Annotated in this window: 15 protein-coding genes and 4 pseudogenes; 7 read left to right on the forward strand and 12 right to left on the reverse strand. The window is 55.5% G+C overall.

What is annotated here, in order from left to right; all coding sequences use genetic code 11:
• The first annotated feature begins 50 nt into the window (after positions 1–50).
• From tssL to AC2FLX_RS08495, 4 genes are read left to right on the forward strand one after another with little or no spacing between them, the layout of a single operon-like run.
• The gene (gene tssL, locus AC2FLX_RS08480; protein WP_496810734.1) at positions 51–1,490 is read left to right on the forward strand and encodes a type VI secretion system protein TssL, long form; all 1,440 of its coding nucleotides are present in this window, start codon (positions 51–53) and stop codon (positions 1,488–1,490) included.
• Positions 1,490–5,059 (forward strand): type VI secretion system membrane subunit TssM, encoded by a 3,570-nt coding sequence (tssM, locus tag AC2FLX_RS08485; protein ID WP_496810733.1) that lies wholly within the window; start codon positions 1,490–1,492, stop codon positions 5,057–5,059. Before tssL ends, tssM begins: the two co-directional genes overlap by 1 nt.
• The gene (gene tagF / locus AC2FLX_RS08490) at positions 5,059–5,745 is read left to right on the forward strand and encodes a type VI secretion system-associated protein TagF (RefSeq protein WP_496810732.1); all 687 of its coding nucleotides are present in this window, start codon (positions 5,059–5,061) and stop codon (positions 5,743–5,745) included. Before tssM ends, tagF begins: the two co-directional genes overlap by 1 nt.
• Positions 5,742–6,464: a PP2C family protein-serine/threonine phosphatase gene (locus AC2FLX_RS08495; protein WP_480750792.1), complete on the forward strand. Its 723-nt coding sequence runs from the start codon at positions 5,742–5,744 to the stop codon at positions 6,462–6,464. Before tagF ends, AC2FLX_RS08495 begins: the two co-directional genes overlap by 4 nt.
• A 254-nt stretch (positions 6,465–6,718) precedes the next feature.
• Here AC2FLX_RS08495 and AC2FLX_RS08500 read toward each other — a convergent pair.
• A pseudogene (locus AC2FLX_RS08500) lies at positions 6,719–6,832 on the reverse strand (transposase); the annotation flags it as partial.
• A gap of 133 nt (positions 6,833–6,965) precedes the next feature.
• Positions 6,966–7,133: pseudogene (locus tag AC2FLX_RS08505) on the reverse strand (integrase core domain-containing protein); the annotation flags it as partial.
• 62 nt (positions 7,134–7,195) lie between these two features.
• Here AC2FLX_RS08505 and AC2FLX_RS08510 point away from each other — a divergent pair.
• Positions 7,196–7,663 (forward strand): hypothetical protein, encoded by a 468-nt coding sequence (locus AC2FLX_RS08510; protein ID WP_496745273.1) that lies wholly within the window; start codon positions 7,196–7,198, stop codon positions 7,661–7,663.
• Here AC2FLX_RS08510 and AC2FLX_RS08515 read toward each other — a convergent pair.
• Together AC2FLX_RS08515 and AC2FLX_RS08520 are read right to left on the reverse strand one after the other, a co-directional pair.
• Positions 7,620–7,892, reverse strand: a complete 273-nt coding sequence (locus tag AC2FLX_RS08515; RefSeq protein ID WP_496810731.1) for a transposase — start codon at positions 7,890–7,892, stop codon at positions 7,620–7,622. The two genes, AC2FLX_RS08510 and AC2FLX_RS08515, sit on opposite strands and share 44 nt — an antisense overlap.
• Positions 7,802–8,215 carry a transposase gene (locus AC2FLX_RS08520; RefSeq protein ID WP_496810730.1) on the reverse strand — a complete coding sequence of 138 codons (414 nt, stop codon included), beginning with the start codon at positions 8,213–8,215 and terminating at the stop codon, positions 7,802–7,804. The genes AC2FLX_RS08515 and AC2FLX_RS08520 overlap by 91 nt, the downstream gene beginning before the upstream one ends.
• A gap of 71 nt (positions 8,216–8,286) precedes the next feature.
• On the opposite strand from AC2FLX_RS08520, the pseudogene AC2FLX_RS08525 reads away from it, so the two are divergent.
• Positions 8,287–9,050 (forward strand): annotated as a pseudogene (locus AC2FLX_RS08525) (transposase); the annotation flags it as partial.
• On the opposite strand, the pseudogene AC2FLX_RS08530 reads toward AC2FLX_RS08525, so the two are convergent.
• The 5 genes and pseudogenes from AC2FLX_RS08530 to bhcA all read right to left on the reverse strand — a co-directional run.
• Positions 9,047–9,849, reverse strand: a pseudogene (locus tag AC2FLX_RS08530) (transposase); the annotation flags it as partial. The pseudogenes AC2FLX_RS08525 and AC2FLX_RS08530 sit on opposite strands and share 4 nt — an antisense overlap.
• Positions 9,850–10,118: 269 nt before the next feature.
• Positions 10,119–11,099: an iminosuccinate reductase BhcD gene (gene bhcD, locus AC2FLX_RS08535; RefSeq protein ID WP_496748686.1), complete on the reverse strand. Its 981-nt coding sequence runs from the start codon at positions 11,097–11,099 to the stop codon at positions 10,119–10,121.
• Between the two features lie 87 nt (positions 11,100–11,186).
• Positions 11,187–12,350, reverse strand: coding sequence for a 3-hydroxy-D-aspartate aldolase BhcC (gene bhcC, locus AC2FLX_RS08540; RefSeq protein WP_480750788.1), 1,164 nt, complete (start codon positions 12,348–12,350; stop codon positions 11,187–11,189).
• 12 nt (positions 12,351–12,362) lie between these two features.
• Positions 12,363–13,334 carry a beta-hydroxyaspartate dehydratase BhcB gene (gene bhcB, locus AC2FLX_RS08545; protein ID WP_496746510.1) on the reverse strand — a complete coding sequence of 324 codons (972 nt, stop codon included), beginning with the start codon at positions 13,332–13,334 and terminating at the stop codon, positions 12,363–12,365.
• A gap of 10 nt (positions 13,335–13,344) precedes the next feature.
• Positions 13,345–14,535, reverse strand: coding sequence for an L-aspartate--glyoxylate aminotransferase BhcA (gene bhcA / locus AC2FLX_RS08550; RefSeq protein WP_496810555.1), 1,191 nt, complete (start codon positions 14,533–14,535; stop codon positions 13,345–13,347).
• A gap of 119 nt (positions 14,536–14,654) precedes the next feature.
• On the opposite strand from bhcA, the gene AC2FLX_RS08555 reads away from it, so the two are divergent.
• Positions 14,655–15,578 carry an IclR family transcriptional regulator gene (locus AC2FLX_RS08555; protein ID WP_496810554.1) on the forward strand — a complete coding sequence of 308 codons (924 nt, stop codon included), beginning with the start codon at positions 14,655–14,657 and terminating at the stop codon, positions 15,576–15,578.
• A 35-nt stretch (positions 15,579–15,613) separates the two neighbouring features.
• On the opposite strand, the gene AC2FLX_RS08560 is transcribed toward AC2FLX_RS08555, so the two are convergent.
• From AC2FLX_RS08560 to AC2FLX_RS08570, 3 genes are all read right to left on the reverse strand, one after another.
• On the reverse strand, positions 15,614–17,833 hold the full coding sequence (locus AC2FLX_RS08560; RefSeq protein ID WP_496810553.1) for an NADP-dependent isocitrate dehydrogenase: 2,220 nt from the start codon (positions 17,831–17,833) through the stop codon (positions 15,614–15,616).
• Between the two features lie 793 nt (positions 17,834–18,626).
• Entirely contained in the window at positions 18,627–19,982 is a 1,356-nt protein-coding gene (locus AC2FLX_RS08565) for an aminotransferase class III-fold pyridoxal phosphate-dependent enzyme (RefSeq protein ID WP_496810552.1), read from the reverse strand.
• Positions 19,983–20,059: 77 nt separating this feature from the next.
• Positions 20,060–20,836, reverse strand: a complete 777-nt coding sequence (locus AC2FLX_RS08570) for an IclR family transcriptional regulator (RefSeq protein ID WP_496810551.1) — start codon at positions 20,834–20,836, stop codon at positions 20,060–20,062.
• Positions 20,837–20,940: the final 104 nt, after the last annotated feature.

A 20,940-nucleotide genomic window follows, 5' to 3' on the forward strand; every position in this document is an offset into this window, starting at 1 on the left:
CGGCTAGGTCAGACTGGCCAGCAAGGCTCGAAAAGAACAGGTGTAACTTAATGTCAGATGACGATCCGTTCGCAGAACCGAACGACACCGACAAAACAGTGATCCGCCCGAACCCCGGCGGGCGTCGCCCGGTGCATAGCGCTTCGCAACAGCCTGCAGCCCCTCAGGCCAGCGATCCTTCTGGGTATGGAACACCACCGCTTGAACCGGCGTCTGCACCTACGGCGGGCGCGGGTGGCGTCGGCGCATATGGCGTTCCCCAGTCGCGGACTAAGCAGCAGCAATCCGCACCTACGGCGGAGCCTGTCGTCATGACCGGTATGAATCGCTTGAATGCTTGTGCTACACCTTTGTTTTCATTGATCAGTCGCATACGAAACCGGGCACAGCACATGGACCCGGACAAACTTCGACAAAGCGTGGTGTCCGAAGTCCGCACCTTTGAAAATGCGGCGCTTCAGGCCGGAATTGCGGCGCAGACGGTGAAGGTAGCGCGGTATGCTATCTGCGCGACACTGGATGATGTGGTCCTGAACACGCCTTGGGGTGAGCAATCCAGTTGGGCCACGCAATCGCTTGTTGGAACCTTCCACCGCGAAACGGTGGGCGGTGATCGCTTCTACGACCTGCTGGCGCGCCTCGAGAAAGAGCCCGGCTCCAATATCGAACTTCTGGAATTTGTCTATATGTGCCTGTCCCTCGGGTTCGAGGGGCGGCTTCGCGTAGAGCAGGGGGGAAGCGACAGACATCTGCAGATCCGGCAAGGTTTGGCTCGGCTTATCCGCGCCCAGCGAGGACCGCTCGAATACGATTTGTCGCCGCATTGGGAAGGTGCGGACAAACCATATCGCGCGCTCAGCGCATGGAAGCCCGTCTGGATTGCGGTGGGGGTCACCGCGGTCTTGCTGGTGTTAGAATTTGCCGGTCTTTCGTATGCCCTGTCTTCCAAGACTGAAAACCTGATAGGCCAACTTTCGGTGATAGATTCAGGACCGGTAGCCGAGTTGCAACGCCGAGCACCTCCCCCTCCACCGCCGCCACCTGAGCAAGCAAAAGTTGAAAAAGTGGCGCAGTTCCTTCAGCCCGAAATTGAAGAGGGCATCGTGAAGGTCTTCGAAGCAGGCAACACACTGGTTATCAGGATCACCGGGTCGGGAATGTTCGGGTCAGGGTCGGATCAGCTGCAGGATTCGTTTGTAGATCCCGTCAATCGGGTCGCTCAGGCGCTAAACGACGAACCGGGGCCGGTCATAGTGGCGGGACATTCAGACAATGTCCCAATCCGATCCTCACGGTTTCCCTCCAACATGCATTTGTCATTGGCAAGGGCCAAGTCCGTTATGCAGCAGATGGCTGACGCCTTGAACGACCCATCAAGACTTAGTGCCGAAGGCCGTGCAGACAATGAGCCGATTGCAGACAACTCGACCCGCGAAGGACGTGCGGCCAACCGCAGAATCGAAGTCTTGCTGGTCCAGGAGCAGAACTGATGCTTATCAACCGACTTATCCTGCCGCTGTTCCGTTCGATCTATACCATCCTGCTGCTTGTCGCGGTCGTGCTGGCAAGTTGCCTGATCTATTTTGGCCCTTTGATTGGTTGGGGCGAATGGCACCCGTTTGACAGCCTGAGCGGCCGCTTGATCTGGGGTGGCGCGATCTTCGGCTTCTTTTTTGTGATAATGTTGATCATTTTCTTCGTTCGACGCCGTCGCGAAAAAAAGATGACCGAGGAAATCGTCGAAACGGTGGATGAAACCGGCGACATGATCGGCTCCGAAATCGCAGAACTGCGCTCAAAGCTGAAGACGGCGATGTCCCAATTGCGCAAATCCAAGAACGGGCGCAGACATCTGAATGAATTGCCCTGGTATGTGATGATAGGGCCGCCGGGCGCAGGCAAAACCACTGCCATCGTGAATTCCGGCCTGAGTTTTCCTTTGGCCAGGGAAATGGGTAAATCTGCAATCGGAGGCGTGGGCGGAACCCGTAACTGTGACTGGTGGTTCACCGAAGACGCGGTCCTTATCGACACCGCCGGCCGCTATACGACCCAGGAAAGCGATGCCGAAGTCGACAACGCGGCTTGGGTCGGTTTTCTTGGATTGCTCAAGAAGTACCGGAAGCGACAGCCAATCAACGGCGCGATGATCGCTATCAGCCTGAGCGACCTGTCACTACAGGACGAGATGACGCAAAAAGAACATGCCAAGGCGGTTCGACGTCGACTAGAGGAATTGCGCGAGACGTTGGGTGTCCGTTTCCCGGTTTATGTCCTTTTCACCAAGGCTGATCTGATCGCGGGCTTCGCCGAATTCTTCGACAATTTGGGCAAGGAAGAGCGCGAGCAGGTCTGGGGTTTTACACTGCCTCTGGACAAGGTCAAAGGTGAACAATCCCCGGTTGCGGCGTTTGATGAGGAGTTTGCAGGTCTCTTGGGGCAACTAAATGCGCAGTCCTTGGAGAGGATGCAGACCGAGACCGATCCCCAGCGCCGCGCGCTTGTCGCCGGGTTCCCGGTTCAGGTTGCCTCTGTTCGCAAGGTTGCCCGCGATTTTCTGAGCGAAGTCTTCCAGGAAAGCCGATACCAGCATCGCCATATGCTGCGAGGGGTGTACTTCACATCAGGTACACAGGAAGGTACACCGATCGACCGCCTGATGCTCGGCATGGCTCGTACGTTTGGTATCGGACGGCAAGCCATCGGTTCAGGACAGGGGACGGGAAGATCCTATTTCCTGACCCGGTTGTTCGAAGCGGTGATCTTTCGCGAGGCGGGTCTGGTATCTGCCGACGACAAGGTTGAACGCCGTTACAGAATTGTCAAATGGGGTTCTATCGCGGCCACGATTTTGGCGGCAATCGGTGTTGGTGCCTTGCTGGTGCGTAGCTATCTGGGCAACGCCGACCTGATAGCAGAGGCTCGGGACAGTGTCGGCGCCTATCAGGCCGCCGCGGCAACACTTCCTCCCAGCCCGGTCGGGGATACCGATCTTGTGCCAGTAGTGCAGGCGCTCAACAACCTTCGCGACATGCCTGCGAATCCCGTGCTTGATGACCCCGACCCCGAACGCCGCCTGACATACGGTCTGTATCAGGGTGAGGTGATTGGCACGCAGGCTGCACAAACTTATCGCGCCGCGCTGAACCGGCGCTATTTGCCAAGGTTGCTGTTGCGGCTGGAAGAGCAGATCGCAGCCAACATCAACAACCCGGATGTCCTCTATGAAGCGCTCAAGGTCTATCTGATGCTTGGGCTGCAAGGCCCGATGAACAAGGACCTGGTTCGCGAGTGGATGAATATCGACTGGACCGTCTCCTATCCTGGGCCATCGCGCGACCAACTGCGAGCCGATTTGAACGACCATTTGGACGCATTGCTTGGTCAGCCCATGCAGGAAATTGCGTTGAACGGCCCAATGGTAGAGCAGATTCAGGGTATCCTGTCCGAGATGCCGCTGGCCCAGAGGGTTTATAATGGGATTATAGCCAGCCCGGCCTCAACCGCTTTGCCAGAATGGCGGCTTACCGAGGTTGGCGGCCCTGCCGTCACACGTGTTCTGGTCCGCAGTTCCGGAAAGCCGCTCAACTCCGGGATCGAAGGTATATTTACCTATCAAGGCTTCAACGGGGTATTCTTGGGAGAAGCTGTCGGCGTCGCAAAGCGTGTTCAACGGGAAAGCTGGGTATTGGGTCCGCGTGGCGAAGCAGAACAGACGGAACTCGCACTTGCAGCGCTCAGCCGTGATGTTCTTGACCTGTATTACAACGACTACATTGCACGGTATGACGCCATTTTGGGCGATATCGATATCATCCCAATGGAATCGCTCAGTCACGCCGTCGAGGTTACAAATGTCCTGTCCGGACCGACTTCGCCGATTGTGAATATCCTGATGGCGATTTCCGACGAAACACGGCTCACCGAAGACCGCTCTGCATTGGCTGACACCGAGGTCAGCAACAAACTCTCCACCGTGGCTGGAATTGAGCTGCAAGCCAATACCTCGGTGCAAACCCAGATCTTGCTTGAGGCACTGGCAAAAACGGCGACCGGTCAAGGTGCTCAACCCATAGCGCCGCCCGGCACCTATGTTCAGGACCGGTTTGACTGGTTGCATCAGTTGACGGCACGGCCCGAGGCACAACCCTCGCAACTTGATATGCTGATGGGCTCGTTGACAGACGTGTACCAGGACCTCAACAAAATGTCGTTCAGCGGCGTGTCAGGGGCGGAAAGCGGGCAGGCCATGCAGCGGTTCATGCAAGAAGCGGCGCGTGTTCCGGGACCAATGGAACGTTGGGCCACGCAGATTGTTAACGGCTCATCTGGCATCACGACGGACAGCACGCGTGCATCGATCAATGCTCGGTGGCAGGCTAATGTTTTGCCGTTTTGCGAGCAGGTTCTGGAAAACCGCTACCCGTTCGACCGTCGGGCGCGTGCGGACGTTGCGATTGGCGATTTTGCCAAGTTGTTTGGGCCTGGTGGGATGATCGACGCCTTCATGAACGACAACCTGATCAAGCACGTTGATATGCGCACGCGGCCTTGGACATGGAAAACTGGCGTGAACCAGACCGATCTCGGGATAAGTCAGGCGGTGTTGCAACAACTGCAATACGCAGCGGAAATCCGCGATGCGTTCTTTGCAAACGGTCCGCAACCGGCAATTAACTTCCAGATCATGCCCGAAGCGCTCGATCCCAAGGCAAAAGGTGTGAGTTTGGAAATTGACGGCCAAACCCTGGAGTTCCGTCATCGCGGCGGGCTGCCATCACCGTTAGCCGTGGCATGGCCGGGGCCTGTTGGGCTTGCGCGGGTCAGTTTCGATCCGCAAAAGAAAAACATCGAAAGCGTACTAAGCCGTGATGGACCCTGGGCGTGGTTTCGATTGTTGGATGCGGCCGAAGTGCGACGAACCAACGTATCCGACCGCAAGAAAGTCATTTTCAATGTCGGAGGCCGGATCGCTATCTTCCAGCTACAATCGGGATCGGTGATCAATCCCTTTGCGTTGCCAGCGCTTGCCAAATTCAGCTGTCCCAAGTCGTTTTGATGCAGCGGCAGAGGTTCGGAGCATTCGGTAAGATGCCGTCGGCTGGCGACTTTTTTCGCCTCAGCCTTTCCCAGTCTTTTGTGGCCGAATGGGATGAATGGTTGCAACGCTGTCTGTTGCAGGGGTCCGAGTTGAATTCCGGAAGATGGAATGAGCTTTACATGTCCGCGCCGATCTGGCGGTTCTGCCTGTCACCGGGACTTGCTGGTCCACAAAAGGTCCTGGGCGTTCTGATGCCGTCAGTCGATCGGGTGGGCCGCCGCTTTCCGCTGACACTCGCCGCTCCAGTAGTTTCCGGCAGCAGTGCTTTTCTGGACCATTTCAACAATATCGGTGTATTCGAGGCCCTAGAGAGGGTTGCATTGGACGCGCTGGATGATGACATGTCTCGTGATCGGTTAGACAAGGCCCTGTCTGAAATAGCCGTTCCATCCTCTCAACAGAACGCGAACATACAAAAAACCGGCAACTGTATCATCCTGATACAGGAAAACGGGCAAAATGGTTGCTTGCCCGATCTAGCTTCGGGACTAATGTCGGATTCTTTTCGCAATCCGAGCATTTGGAGCACAGTCGTTCAGGGCGGTTCCCGTCTGATGGTCTGCGAAGGTTTACCGTCCGGACCAAAGATGCAAGGCTTGTTCAATCTTCATGCCGAAATCTGGGCCGAGGCACCACCTACATGACTTTTTCCAGGGTACGTTACAACGCACGCACGCATGTCGGCCTGAGACGAAAGGTAAACGAAGATTCGATTCTGGCGCTTCCGGATGAAGGTATCTGGCTTGTTTCGGACGGCATGGGAGGCCACGCTGCCGGCGATTACGCCAGCCGTCTGATTGCGGATATGGTGGCCGCAATTCCTTCGGGTCTGACGCCAACCGACAAGCTGCATGCTCTTCGTGACATCCTGCGCCTGGCCCATGAGGCAATCCAAAAAGAAGCCTCGAAGCGCGGTGGGCAGACAATTGGGGCAACAGTGGTTGTTCTGATGATGGCCAACGGGCATTTTGTCGGTTTGTGGGCAGGTGACAGTCGGATTTACCTGATGCGCGATGGTGAAATTCAGATGCTGACATCCGACCACTCCTTTGTGGCCGAGTTGGTTCTGGCCGGTCAGATGACATGGGACGAAGCCGAACATCATCCACAGTCCAACGCCATTACCCGCGCGGTTGGAGTTGGAGGAGAACTGGAACTCGATAAATTTCGTGGCGCACTGCAACCCGGAGACCGATTTTTGTTGTGCTCGGATGGATTGACGAAATACGCTACTTTCGGGATGTTGCAACGTGCCATGTCGGAAATGCCGATCGAAACCATATCGGATCGCTTGGTGCAACTGGCACTGGATGGCGGCGGCAGCGACAATATTTCGGTTATTGTGGTAGATGTGGTTCAATGATTTTAAAAGCAAAAAAATAAGCACACCTTTTGAGGTTTTGATCTCACAACTGAAGCTCGCCGTCAATGTGTTGATTATGCGTCTTAAAATTCTGTCTCGAGCTCACATCGAAAAGTTTCGGGCCAAATCTGAAAGATTTTCGCAGGCCTCATTGTAAACCGGTACGCGGATTCGGGCCCTCTTCTGGAAAACCCGTGCCCAATAGTGAACGCACTCCTCAAATCTCAGCAATACTGGTCGGCTCAGACCGCTTGAAAAATACAGTTGCTAAGCCCGTGTCGACGGCACACCTCCGCCGTCGACATGCCTGCCTCGTGTTCCTTGATCGTCCCGATAATCTGCGCTTCGCTGAAACCGCTTTTTCGAATTCATTTGCTCCTTCGAAGGGTTCATCAAACTTGACCTGAGACCCAACTTTCATCCAGTCTTTGGGAGAAACCGTCGTTGATTTGCGCTGCTCCCCAAGTTTGGACCGCCGGAAGCTAGATTTTTCCGGCTCCTTCACGATGGCGGGCTGGTGACCCCATCGGGATAATGCATGGCGATCGGGACGTTATATCCGATCGCACTGTGGGGTCTGTCTTCGTTGTCGTACCTGCGCCAATCCTCCAGCATTTCACGGGCATCCGCAAGACTCATGGACCAGTGCGCGTTCAGGCATTCGGTCTTAGGTAGCAAATGCACCAAAATGCCATCTGGATGACCGGCGAGATCTCGTGTGGAATGGCGGCATGTCGAAACCATTGATTGTTCACACGCTGACAGAGAAGCGGGCCGAGATACTGTGCCAGATTAAAGCATACGAAGCGCAGTTCGCACATGCGAAGCACGATCTGGCGCATGTGAACGCGACGATTGAACTGTTCGCCGCATCTGAACGGCAGCGTGCCCGGTACATTGTGAGCCATGGGTTCTTCAAGAAGGGCGAGATCGCGGATATCTGTGCCCGCCATCTCGGGGTCGATGTTGAGCTGACCACGAGAGAACTTGCCGACCGCGCAATGGCGGAGCGCGACCAGGACATCTCAGATACTGCGCTTAGGAACTCGGTGGTCTTCAAGGTCGTTCAGGCGCTGCGACATGCCAAGCGACGAAAGCTCGTCAGGATGATCGAGAAGAAGAAAGGCATGTGTGTCTGGGGTGCCGGCGACGCCGTCACGCTGCGCGCCGTTGCCAATACCCTTTCCACGACCGGCTGACCGGGGACGCGAGAGCGCCGCCGATCAAACAATCCGCCAGGCGGCCATTGCTCTCCTCCCGATGATCCTCGAGCCAGGCTGCATGGGCCACGTATGCATCGAGATAACTTCCGTCGACCTTCAGATGCTGTCCGCCAATCATCCGTCTAAGCCGCGAGAAGAAGCTCTCGGCAAGGTTGGTATGAGCTCCTCCGACGCTGTAACCCTCTGAATGATTGATCCTTTGCATGTCAAAGTCAGTTTCCAGAAGACCCAATGCGCGACTTCATCGGCCGAGACAACGGTATCTAGAGCGATCCTTTCCCTTGCGAACTCGACGCCCTGCGCCTCTCGAAGAAAGGTTCTCGTCACAGTTCGGTCGCCCCGCTGGCGGAGCACGACAACCACCCGGCGCTTCCCACTCCGGTTGGCGCGACGCCGCCGGTCGACACGCTCCTCCCGCAGATTGGCGGGCCGGACATGACCACCGAACACGGCGCCATCAACCTCGACCTCGCCGTCCAGACGGACGTCCCGGGTCTCCGCCTTCATTGCTTCTCTGAGCTTGTGCATGGGTAATCCCCCCCGATCTTAAGGGGATGCGGAAGTAGAATTTTCTCGGCAGGATGAACGAGGAGATTCCGATGAAGAAGACACGATTCACAGAGGCCCAGATCATGGGTGTGCTGCGCCAAATGGAGGGCGGTGTGCCTGCCGCCGAGCTTTGTCGCGAGCGCTGGATGAGCAGTGCCACGCTGTACAAGCGGCGGGCGAAGTATGGCGGCATGGACGCCAGTCTCATCAGCGAGATGAAGGCCATGGCCGAGGAGAACCGTCGGCTGAAGCGCATGTACGCCGACGTCAGCATGCAGAACGACTTGCTGAAGGAGGCTGTTGGAAAAAAATGATACGGCCAGCTCAGCGCCGGGAGTTGGCCGTGAAAGCGGTGGCGATGAAAGGGGTCAGCATCGCGCTGGCGTGCCGGGCGTTCGGCGTCAGCGAAACGTGCTACAGGCACAGCCCGAAGCTGGATGAGGAGAACGAGCAAATCGCCGACCTGCTCCTCGGCCTGACGGCTGCAAATAAGACTTGGGGCTTTGGCCTGTGTTTTCTGTATCTGCACAACGTGCAGGGGCACAGGTGGAACCACAAGCGGGTTTACCGGATCTACCGCGAGCTGGAGCTGAACCTGCGGATCAAGCCGCGCAAGCGTCTGAAGCGAGAAAAGCCGGACGAACTGGCTGTGCCTGGGCCCCCGAATGAGCTCTGGTCGATGGATTTTATGGCCGACAGGCTGGGGGATGGACCGCAATTCCGGCTGCTGAACGTTCTGGACGACTTCAACCGCAAAGGGTTGGGCATTGAGATCGACTTTTCACTGCCTACGGAACGGGTTGTTCGAGCCCTGATCGTGTTCGGATAGCCGATCTGCCCGCAGACCCGTTCGAGCGTCTGCACGACATCTTCGCCCCGATAAGTGAAGCGAGGATCGGCTGCCGCACAGAGGCGGGAATGCGTGTCAACAATGGTCAGGATACGCAGCTTGTTGCCCAGGGCGAGTTGGTCGTGCACGAAGTACATTGCCCAGACATCGTTCGGTCCGACTGCTTCCTGGCGATCTTCCCGCAGCTTTGCCTTCACCCGTCGTTTCGGGTGCTTGTCCCTCATCTGCAGGCCTAACTCATTGTAAATCCGGCGAGTCTTCTTCATGTTGATCACCCATCCTTCGCGTCGCAGCAGCACGTACACACGCCTGTAACCATAGCGCACACCCGTCTCCGCGATCTCTTTGATCCGCCTCTCGACGGCAGCCTGATCCGTTCGCCGGGCCTTGTAGTGGTAGGTGGAGGTGTCGAAGCAGATGGCCCCACAGGCCTTCCGGATCGACACGCCCCAGTCGACGCACATCCTGGTCACGATCTCGCGCAAACGACCAGACTTCAGAGCTTTCGCCGAATGACGTCCTGAAGCATCTCACGGTCAAGCGTCAGATCGGCCACGATCTTCTTCAGCCGGGTGTTGTCATCCTCAAGCGCCTTCAACCGACGTATCTCGTCCGGCAGCAGCCCGCCATACTTCTTCGTCCAATTGAAATACGTCGCCTGACTGATCCCGGCTTTGCGGCAGATCTCCGCGACCGGCGTGCCCTGCTCGCCCTGCTTCAGAATGAAGGCCTTTTGCGCCTCCGTGAACTTCGATGCTTTCATGCGATTCCGCTCCTTTCCCAGCCAAGGAAACCTAGCGGAAAAACCCAGCTTCAAACGATCCAGTTTTCAGGAGGCAGAGCACTACAATCCTGCCCCCTACCGGAATCCACCCCATTTGCACGCATGCTAAACCACGCGTCCTATCTTACCGAAACCATGAACCTGAATTCATTCTCTGGACAAACACCGGTCATGCTAGTTTTCGGTCGTGCAAGCCGCTAGCCTGTTTGTGAAAATCCCACGGTAGCACACTGAAGCTAGCGGGCCTCCTAAGCAACTAACCCCAACCCTTGTTCCCTTGCCAGCCGGGCGGCGACTGATGCTACGGCGAGATCTTGCAGCCCGACACCCGTACCATCGAACAACGTTATCTGCTCGTCACTGGTTCGGCCTGGTTTGTCTCCATTGATTACGGCACCAATTGAAGTGATATCATCTGCTGAAATCAGGCCGTTGGCAGTGGCGTGTTGCGCCTCACCGATTGACACGGATTGAGCGACTTCATCGGCAAAAATCGTGGACGCGGCAACGAGGTTTGCATCGACCTCTTGCTTGCCCTTGGTGTCGGTACCCATGCAGGCTATATGGGTTCCGGGTTTGATCCAGTCTTTCATAAGCAAAGGCTCAAAAGCAGACGTAATGGTGATGATGACGTCGGCCAGTGCACCCAAGTCTTCTGGTGTAACCACTTCAAACGCCATGCCAAGCTCCTCGGCGACAGCCCCGAGGCGAGGCAGCATGTCTGGATGCGGGTTCCAAGCGACGACCTTTTCAAAATCGCGTTGTTCGGCCGCCGCGCGCAGCTGGAAGGTGGATTGATGACCCGCGCCGACCATGCCCAACACTTTAGCATCCTCGCGTGCCAAATGGGCGATCGAGATCGAGGATGAGGCCGCAGTACGGACTGCCGTGAGATAGTTGCCGCCCACCAGAGCCGCCAGTTTCCCAGTGTCAGGGTCGAACAGGAACACGGTGGACTGGTGATTGGTCAGGCCCTTGTCCATGTTGTTTGGCCAATAGCCGCCCGACTTGACGCCCAACACCATACCGGCGCGATCAAAGCCGGATTTGAAGCCGTAAAGCGCGTCGGCATAGCCGATTGCCTCGCGGACGACAGGAAAGTTATACGCATCGCCACGCGCCATAGCGGCGAAGACCGCCTCGACAGCGTCAAAGGCCTGTTTTCGTCCAACCAGTTTTTCGCACAAGGCTTCGCTTACGATCAGTAGGCCATCCGTTTCTTCAGTCATGTCTGTCACCGTGCTTTCTTTGTTGTGGTCGCAGTGCGGAGATCGGAGAAGAAGGAGCACCGCATCCCAGGCCTCGAGGCTATCTGATCAAAAAGCCTTACCACGGGCCGAAACCGGCCACAGAGCTTCGACCTTTCCATTGCGCACGCCGACATACCAGTCATGGACATTTGCTGTGGGGTCGCAATGGCCAGGCACCAAGCGCAACTTGTCATTGACCTGGAGGACACCTTTCGGGTCCGAGATCACGCCGTGTTCGTCAGAGCATTTGATGTATTCCACATCATTTCGCCCATAGACAAAGGGTAGGCCGCTATCGACGGACTGGGCTTTGAGGCCCGCGTCACAAATGGCTTTGTCGGCCTTGGTGTGGCTCATTACCGAGGTCAGGATGAAAAACGCGTTTTCCCATTCTCCTTGGTCGATGCGGTTTCCATCCTTATCCAGAATGCGGCCATAATCGGCATCCATGAATGCGTACGAGCCGCATTGCAGTTCATTGTAAACGCCCGAGTTGCTTTCGAAATAATACGATCCTGTACCGCCGCCTGAGACCAGCTCGCACTCGATGCCTTCAGTTTTAAGGCCCACGACCGCGTCCTTGACCATCGCGATGGCGATGTCGAGCTTTTCCTTGCGAGCCTCGTAGGTATCAAGGTGCTGCATCGCGCCCTGATAGGCCTGAATGCCGGTGAATTTCAGGTTTGGAGCGCCCTGAACTGCTTTGGCGATTTCAATCACAGCAGTGGTTGTGGTCACGCCGCAGCGGCCTGCGCCACAGTCAATTTCGATGAAAACCTCCAACTCGGTACCGTATTTCTGAGCCGCTGCCGACAGGTCGGCCACATTGTCAATATCGTCAACGCAGACAATGATGCGTGAGCCGAGTTTTGGCAGACGGGCCAGTCGGTCGATCTTGGCGGGGTCGCGCACCTGATTGCTAACAAGAATATCCTTAATGCCGCCTCGGGCAAAAACCTCAGCCTCGGACACTTTCTGACAGCAAACGCCAACCGCGCCGCCCAGTTCCTCTTGCAGTTTGGCAACATCCACCGATTTGTGCATCTTGCCGTGCACCCTGTGTCGCATGCCATGCGCCTTGGCATAGTCGCCCATTTTTTTGATATTCCGCTCCAATGCATCCAAGTCGAGGATCAGGCATGGGGTCTGAATTTCGCTTTCATCCATGCCAATGGTGGCTGGGATGTCAAAGCCAACTTCCAGATCGTCGATGTTTGCCGGTTTGTTCATTGGTCTTCCTCCTTACCCTTTGACCCAGGGCAATTTGTCCAGATCCACGTTGCCACCGGTGACGATGACGCCGATGCGCTTGCCTCGGAACGTGCTGGGGTTCTTCAGAATCGTTGCGAGCGGTACGGCCGAAGACGGCTCGATCACCACACGCAGGTATTTCCAGGTCAGTTTCATCGCATCAATGATCTCCTGATCGGATGCAGTGAAGATATCGGTCACGTAGTTGGACACGAAATGCCAGGTGTTCTCTTTGAGTGGCACCAGCAGCCCATCTGCCACCGTTTTGGGCGCATCGTCGGCAATGATGTGCCCGGCCTTGAACGAACGGTAAGCGTCGTCAGCCTGTTCCGGTTCCGCCGCATAAATTGCAGTTTCAGGAGCAAGGCTCGAAACGGTCAGACAAGTGCCTGATACCATGCCTCCGCCACCGATGGGGGCGACTACTGCGTCGAGCCCGTCGGTTTGTTCCAGCAGTTCCGCCGAACAAGTGGCCTGTCCCGCGATCACGCGCGGATCGTTATAAGGGTGAACAAATTCGCCACCCGTCCGCGCCTGAACCTCGGCAAAGGTGGCCTCACGCGATGAGGTTGAAGGTTCGCATTCGGTGATGGTTCCCCCATAGCGTCGCACCGCATCCTTTTTGGCCTGTGGCGCGGTGCGAGGCATGACGACGTTGCACGGAATGCCCCGGCGGCCTGCGGCATATGAGAGCGACAGGGCATGGTTCCCCGAGGAATGAGTGCAAACCCCCTTCACCGCCATCTTGTCGGAAAGCCCAAAGACCGCGTTGCAGGCACCGCGCACTTTGAATGCCCCGGCCTCCTGCAAATTCTCGCATTTGAAGAACACCTGCGCGCCGGTCAGGTCGTTCAGATAATCCGAGGTCAAGACCGGTGTGCGTCGGATATGTGGTTTTATACTTTCATGCGCCTCGCGCATGTGGTCGATCGTCAAATCTGCCGCTGAAGTGTAGTCGAGCATACGGTCCTCCTCACGCTGCGGCTTTGGTCGGTGTCTGGCGGCTGGTGCGATAGTAATCCTGCGCTGCCGCGACCCCGCTGCCCAGTTCAATCGGATAGTTCAGGTCAGCCATGGCCATTTCGATGGTGGCTAGCCCAGACAGAACCAGGACATCGGTCAGACTGCCCAAGTGTCCGATACGGAATGCCCTACCGTTCATTTCGCCCAGGCCGATGCCGAAGGATACACCATATGCGCTGAATGCGTGATCCGTGAGAGTGTTGCTGTCGAAACCCTCGGGTACAAAAATCGCGCTAACGGTATCGGAATAGAGGTCTGGGGATTGAGCAACCAGTTTGAGACCCCAGGCATCAACTGCACGGCGCACGCCTTCGGCCAACCGGTGATGGCGGGCATAGACGTTGTCCAGACCTTCCTCGAACAGCATCTTAAGGCTTTCGCGCATGCCGTAAATCAGTTGCAGAGGTGGGGTGTAGGGAAACCCGCCCGAGGCATTGGCTATCATCATGTCACGGAAATCAAAGAATGTGCGCGGCAGTTTGGCGGATTTCATTGCCTCCAGCGCCTTGGGGCTGACGCAGAGGATCGCCATGCCGGTGGCCAGCATGAACCCCTTTTGCGAGCCGGAAACAGCGATATCCACGCCCCAGCGATCAAACTGGAAATCAACCGAGGCCAACGAGCTGACACAATCGACGAAAAGCATGGCTGGATGATCGGCGGTGTCCATCGCGCGGCGCACCGCGCCTATGTCTGAAAGGACGCCAGTGGCAGTTTCGTTATGTGTTGTCAGGACTGCCTTGATCTGATGCTCCTTGTCAGCAGACAGGATTTCCTGGAATTTGTCTGCAGGCGCGCCACTCCCCCACGGGCAATCGATGACCTGGACGTCAAGACCGTGGCGCTGGCACAGATCGATCCAGCGGTGGCTGAACATTCCATAGCGTGCCACAAGAATCCTATCGCCGGGGCTAAGCGTATTGGAAACCGCTGCTTCCCATCCGCCGGTGCCACTGGCGGGAAAGGTGATGACTTGGCCTTTGGTAGTAGCAAAGACCTTCTTGGTATCTTCTAGAACGGGTGCGAAAGTGTCTACAAAATCAGGCGCACGGTGATCCCGTGTCTGGACCTGCATCGCAAGGCGCAGGCGATCCGGGATATTGGTCGGGCCGGGAATGAAGACGGGGTTTTGATCGGACATGGCGGTAACCTCCATTGCTTGCTGCAAGCATGGCTGGTTGTTTGTTGCTTTGCAATTTTTTTGAAAAATATTTCCGAAATAGCAATGAAAATAGTAAAATACTTACATAAAACACAAAAATGTTTTTCAGCGAAAGATATCTCACGCTTTTGGAAAATGTTTTCTTTGCCTTTTCACGGCCCGATCTGGCAAGGTGGTGGCAGGAGGACTGGACCATGACGAGCCAGAAGCGACCGCGCGGGCGGCCGAAATCACCATTCTCAGACAGCAATGTCACCACTTTGCAGTCATTGGATCGCGCACTCGGTTTGTTGGTGGCCATAGCGAAAGCAGGGCGTGCAACGCTGACAGATTTGTCTCTTGGAATGAATATCCCAGCTGCAACTACCCATCGAATTCTGACGACATTGCAAAAAAACGATTTTGTGTCTTTTGACGAAACCACGCAGGAGTGGATGATAGGTATCGAAGCCTATCGTACTGGGTCAGTCTATCTGCATCGCACCAGTTTAACCGAAATCGGGCAACCGGTCATGCGGGCGTTAATGGAGAAGACCGGCGAAACGGCCAATCTGGCGGTCCCGGACGGAGCTCAGGTCGTGTTCATTGATCAGGTTGAGACGCGCAACCCGATTCGGGCATTCTTTCCGCCAGGAACCCGCACGGCCATGCATGCGTCTGGAACAGGCAAGGCCATTTTGGCAATGCTGACGGAAAACGAGGTTAAACACCTTCTCAAAGACGTTGGTCTGACGGCTTTTACCAAACACACACGCTCAAGCTCGGAGGAACTCTTCAGGGATCTGGCGGAAACAAGAATGCGTGGCTGGTCGTTTGATGCGGAAGAGCGCTATGATGGCATGTCCTGCATTGGCAGTGCGATTTTGGACGAATCCGGGCAACCCTGCGCCGGGATTTCCATATCTGGCCCAAGCAGTCGTTTTTCCGTTGAAACGATTGCAATGTTCGGCAATGCGGTTTCCGAGGCGGCGGCCGAAATCACGCAAAAACTGGGAGGTGCACCTAAGCCACAAGCAAAGTAGAACCCCCAAAGATTTTCTCCGGGGGTTTTGTCTTGTTATTGTCTGCCAATGATGGCGTTAAGTGTCGCTGATGGGCGCATGACGGCCGCAGTTTTCGCAGGGTCAGTGTGGTAGTAACCGCCCAGATCGGCTGCCTTTCCTTGTGCCGCCGCAAACTCCGATAGGATTGCATCCTCTTTGTTGGCCAACTCCGTAGCGATCGGAGCGAATTCGGTGGCCAGGTCGGCATCGTCATCTTGTTCAGCCAGTGCTTCGGCCCAGTAGCGGGCGAACCAATAGTGGCTGTCACGGTTATCTGGTTGACCAACCTTGCGGCTCGGTGACTTATTGTTGTCGAGGATGCCTTGGGTCGCATCTTCGGCCGCACGGCCCAGAACACCAGCTTTGGCATTGCCTTTAACATCCGCGAGGAAGTTTAGCGATTCGCCCAATGCACAGAACTCACCCATCGAGTCCCAGCGCAGGTGATTTTCCTCAACCAGCTGCTGCACGTGTTTCGGAGCCGATCCGCCAGCGCCGGTCTCGAACAGGCCGCCACCATTCATCAGTTTGACGATCGACAGCATCTTTGCTGAAGTGCCCAATTCCAAGATTGGGAAAAGGTCAGTCAAGTAGTCACGCAGCACGTTGCCAGTAATAGCGATACTGTCCTCGCCCTCGGTGATTGTCTCAAGCGACTGCCTGGTGGCTTCGCGTGGGGCCATGATCAGGAAGTTGTCAGCAACGCCCGCTGCCTCAAGGGCTGGTTTGACATAGTCAATCAGTTGCGCGTCATGGGCGCGGTTGGCGTCCAGCCAGAAGATTGCTTCGGACCCGGTCAATCGCTGACGGTCCATCGCAAGTTGAATCCAGTTTTCGATCGGTGCTTTCTTGACGGTGCAGGCACGCCAGATATCACCGGCCTCGACCTGGTGCGAGTGCAGGACTTCGCCATTTGCCAGGACAATACGGATAATGCCGTCTGTCTGCGCCTCGAATGTGGTCGGGTGGGAGCCATATTCCTCGGCCTTCTGCGCCATCAGGCCAACGTTTGCCACGGCGCCTGCAGTTGCCGGGTTCAATGCGCCGTTTTCTTTGAAGAACTTGATCGTCTCGTCATAGATCGAAGCATAACAGTTGTCAGGGATTATGCAGTTGGTGTCACCCTTGGCTCCGGTCTGGTCCCACCCCTTTCCGCCTGCACGGATCACGGCAGGCATCGACGCATCGACGATCACATCGCTGGGTACATGCAGGTTGGTGATGCCTTTGTCGCTGTCGACCATGTACATCGACGGGCGCTCCGACTTGAGGGCTTCGATCGCGGCCATGATATCGGCATTGCCCTTGACGCGTTCCAGCAGGTCACCCATGCCGGAATTCGGGTTCACACCTAGCAACTTCATTTCATCGCCGAACTGTTCGAATACGGGATTCAGCCACGCTTTGACCGCATGTCCAAAGATGATTGGGTCCGAGACCTTCATCATTGTCGCCTTCAAGTGCAACGAGAACATGGTGCCGTCCACCTTGGTGTCCTCGATGGCTTCCGCAAGAAAGGCGTCAAGCGCCTTAGCAGACATGAAGGTCGCGTCGGCGACCGTGCCTTCTTCCAGCTTCCAACCGTCTTTCAGAACAGTGAGCGAGCCATCGTTGTCGACGAACTCGATCTTGGCATCACCTGTCTGAGCGGCTGTGATGGTTGCTGATTTCTCATTGGCATAAAAATCGTCGCCGGGCATCGAGCTGACTTTGGTCTTGCTGTCTTTGGACCATTCGCCCATCGAATGCGGGTTCTTTTGAGCATAGTTCTTGACCGCCTTTGCTGCGCGGCGATCGCTGTTTCCTTCCCGCAAGACCGGATTCACGGCTGAACCCTTGATGGCATCGTATCGGGCACGAGTCTCTTTTTCCTCAACTGTCTTGGGATTTTCGGGATAGTTGGGGATGTTATACCCCTGTCCCTGAAGCTCGGTGATTGCCGCCACTAACTGCGGCACCGAGGCGGAGATGTTTGGCAGTTTGATCACGTTGGCGTCGCGGGTCTTGACCAAATCACCCAATGCCGCAAGATCGTCGGTTTGGCGCTGCCCGTCGGTCAGGTTTTCGGGGAATGCTGAAATGATGCGTCCCGCAAGGGAAATATCCTTGGTTCCGACGCTCACGCCTGCGGCCGAAGCGAACTTTCGAATGATCGGCAGGAAGGATGCGCTCGCCAGTTCCGGCGCTTCGTCTACAATGGTATACAATATGTCGAAGTTCGATTTATCTGCCATATTAATTTACCTTTTTTGCCTTTCTGGGCGTGGGATCCAAGAGTGTGAGGCCACCCGCGTGGTGACGAAAGCGGAGCGGATTGATTGACCCGACCCTGCAGAGACACTGTTTTGACAAGCTTCCCTTACATCCGTATGCGTTTGGGATCAATCGGTCAGAGATGCGCATTTTGCCCCACTTGATGCAATTCCTCGCGACTGTTTGTTTCTCTGCAATCGTGAGACGGTCGAGCGCCAGTGTTCAGCGAAAAACTGGAGAGCAAGTTTTGATGGTAGCGACACTTGGCCGGAGATTGTCTTGAGAAGGCATTTTTCGGGGATGAGACCGAAATGCCGAATTTTGAATTATAGGAAATGACTCTGGACACCTTGCGCGCTCTTTCGATCGCATGGCTGCTGCGCGTGCGCGAATAGACCATGTCGCCGATTCGCGAGAAGTTCTTAGGCAATCAGGATAAGTGGAACACGAAATGGCGCAATTTGCGAATGCCAGAAAGCTTGAGCAGTCGACGATCCCGCATGAGGTATGTCTAATTCCACCCTGCCCGCCGTGTATACTGCGCGCAATGGAAAGGCCCGAGCAGAACACCCGTCGCCCAAACCTCAATAATGGGCGCTGTACATTAGTCTCTTTCTCAAAGACCAGGAGACAGCTCCTGCTGGACAGCTTGGCCACGACAAGCACCAACCATCGGCCGTTCAAACCCAATTCGGTGCACGCAGGCTCGAACCATTGCCGGATTTGCTGAACGAACTTCAAAAACTCAGGATCTGAAAGGGTGACTTACCTTGTTCATTTGATCGAACTCAATCCCGCATCGAGCGCGGACAGTATCGTCTCGACATCTTCAGCGGTTATGATGAGCGGAGGTGAAAGAATGATGTTGCAACCCGAGACACGGATCATTGCGCCTGCTTGATAAGTCGCTTTCTGAACTTTGACAGGGACATCTTTTGAAACGGGCGATTTTACCGTTCGATCCGATACCAGTTCCAAAGCGCACATCAGGCCTTCGCCGCCGCGCACATCGCCAATCAATGCGTGTTTTTCCTTGAGTTTTTGCAAGCCACCGAACAATTCGGCCCCCCTGGTTGCAGCGTTTTCCCACACCCGCAATCTTCGAACTTCGGCCAGCGACGCCAGTGCGGCTGCCGCACCGACGGGGTGACCTGAGTATGTGTAGCCCGAGTCAACGGAGGCCATGCCACTGACATCTGTTTCAAAAACTGATGAAACCTCATCCGAAACCATGACTGCCCCGAACGGAAAATATCCGTTGGTGATCGCTTTGGCGGTTGTCATGAAATCCGGCTTTACACCCCAATGACGAGATCCGCTTTCGTCGCCTGTGCGGCCGAAGGCGGTAATGACTTCGTCGGCGATCAGCAAGATTCCATGATTGTTACAAATTTCACGAACTTTCGGCATGAAGCTTTTGTGTGGGGGGATTACGCCACCAGCGCCGAGTATTGGCTCCATGATAAACGCTGCGATCGTATTTGCACCCTGAAACGCGATTTCAGCCTCAATCGCTTGCAAGCACAGTTGCGCGAGTCGCTCGGGGTCGGATTCATTGAATGGGTTCCGATAGGTATATGGTGCGGGAATATGGAAGCAACCAGGCAGCATCGGTTCATAGGCATTGCGGAACTTACCGTTCCCGTTGACGCTTGCGCCACCGAAATGGGTTCCGTGATAGCCGTATTTCAGGCTGAGAAATTTTGTGCGCCCAGCTTCGCCTCTGATCCGGTGGTATTGACGGGCGAGTTTCAACGCAACTTCGACCGAGTCAGACCCGCCGGACGTATAGAAAGCACGCGTTAATCCGTCCGCCGAGAAGAATTCAGCCAATTCATAAGATAGCTCAATCGCTTTGTCATTGGTGGTGCCTCGAAAGCATGAATAGTATGGCAGGTCGCACAGTTGCTGGGCGATGGCTTCTTTTACTGGCTCGCAAGAGTAGCCCAAATTAACGTTCCAAAGGCCTCCGACCGCGTCGATAGTCTTGTGCCCCTCGACATCAACAATGTGAACCCCTTCTCCGCCGGTCAGGATGGTAGGTGGGTTGGTTTGAGCATCTGCAGGATGAGTCATCGGTTGCCAAAAATAGCGACCGTTTTTTTCCATCAGAAAGTTCGAATCTTTCATTGGCTTGAACTCCGGATCATGAATAAGACGAGAGGAACTCTCAATAAACGAACTTTGCGATTGAGGTTCGGTTTCGTTCAGTGAGTTGAGTTTGGATAGTCATGCGGGGCGCGCCCTCCGAGGGCGGATGTTATTTCTTCTGCCGCACGTTCCAGTGATATCAGACATTTGGCTTCGAGTTCCGGTGTGGCGCGAGAAGTTGGAATAGCCGCCGCGACCGCGCCAACAGCCATTTGATTGCCGTCGAACAGAGGGCGGGCAATTCCTTTGACGCTTTCTTCGAATGACCCTTCGGCGACCGCATACCCACGGTCGCGGATAGTAGAAACCATTGCAGCAAGATCGCCGCGATTGGTGACTGTTTCTTTCGTTACCTTGTGTAGATCGTGGGTCAGGAGGTGCTCCAAAAGGCGTTTGTTGCCAAAGGCAGTTACAACCAAACCAGATGCCGTTGCGTGCAGCGGTAGGATTTCGGAAGGATCCACTACTACGCGAACTGAGTGGCTTTGAGTTTCTTCAATTGCAACTGTGTTCAGGTGGAATCTGTCCAGCAGAGACATATGAACGGTTTCTCCAGTTGCTCCTACACACTCCCGTAGGACTGGGCGAGCAATGGATCGGGTGGGAAAAGCCATTTCCCTTTGATTGGCGAGCCTCAGAACCGTACTGCCGAGACGATAGAGCTTGGTGTCCGATTCCTGCTCGAGTAAGCCGAATTCACACAACTCACCAAGAAGACGCAACGCAGTCGCCTTATTCAGGCCGGACATGCGCGTAACTTGCGACAGCCCCAGTTCAGGGTGTTGTGTCGAAAAAAGGTCCAACAAGGACAATGCCTTCAGTGTCGTTCCCACCTTTTAAGCCCTGCTGCTACGTCTCATCTCGACATCAAGCTTGACACAAAGAAGTTAATATAGCAATCTTATTTTTGAAATAACGGTTCAAATAATGAGCCAAT

The organism is Ruegeria sp. YKSF57 (genome assembly GCF_059612585.1).

Bases quoted from the DNA above. Each gene is read 5' to 3' on its own strand.
- tssL (WP_496810734.1), top strand. From the start codon at position 51: ATGTCAGATGACGATCCGTTCGCAGAACCGAACGACACCGACAAAACA.
- tssM (WP_496810733.1), top strand. From the start codon at position 1,490: ATGCTTATCAACCGACTTATCCTGCCGCTGTTCCGTTCGATCTATACC.
- tagF (WP_496810732.1), top strand. From the start codon at position 5,059: ATGCAGCGGCAGAGGTTCGGAGCATTCGGTAAGATGCCGTCGGCTGGC.
- AC2FLX_RS08495 (WP_480750792.1), top strand. From the start codon at position 5,742: ATGACTTTTTCCAGGGTACGTTACAACGCACGCACGCATGTCGGCCTG.
- AC2FLX_RS08510 (WP_496745273.1), top strand. From the start codon at position 7,196: ATGTCGAAACCATTGATTGTTCACACGCTGACAGAGAAGCGGGCCGAG.
- AC2FLX_RS08515 (WP_496810731.1), bottom strand. From the start codon at position 7,892: ATGCAAAGGATCAATCATTCAGAGGGTTACAGCGTCGGAGGAGCTCAT.
- AC2FLX_RS08520 (WP_496810730.1), bottom strand. From the start codon at position 8,215: ATGCACAAGCTCAGAGAAGCAATGAAGGCGGAGACCCGGGACGTCCGT.
- bhcD (WP_496748686.1), bottom strand. From the start codon at position 11,099: ATGACTGAAGAAACGGATGGCCTACTGATCGTAAGCGAAGCCTTGTGC.
- bhcC (WP_480750788.1), bottom strand. From the start codon at position 12,350: ATGAACAAACCGGCAAACATCGACGATCTGGAAGTTGGCTTTGACATC.
- bhcB (WP_496746510.1), bottom strand. From the start codon at position 13,334: ATGCTCGACTACACTTCAGCGGCAGATTTGACGATCGACCACATGCGC.
- bhcA (WP_496810555.1), bottom strand. From the start codon at position 14,535: ATGTCCGATCAAAACCCCGTCTTCATTCCCGGCCCGACCAATATCCCG.
- AC2FLX_RS08555 (WP_496810554.1), top strand. From the start codon at position 14,655: ATGTTTTTCAGCGAAAGATATCTCACGCTTTTGGAAAATGTTTTCTTT.
- AC2FLX_RS08560 (WP_496810553.1), bottom strand. From the start codon at position 17,833: ATGGCAGATAAATCGAACTTCGACATATTGTATACCATTGTAGACGAA.
- AC2FLX_RS08565 (WP_496810552.1), bottom strand. From the start codon at position 19,982: ATGAAAGATTCGAACTTTCTGATGGAAAAAAACGGTCGCTATTTTTGG.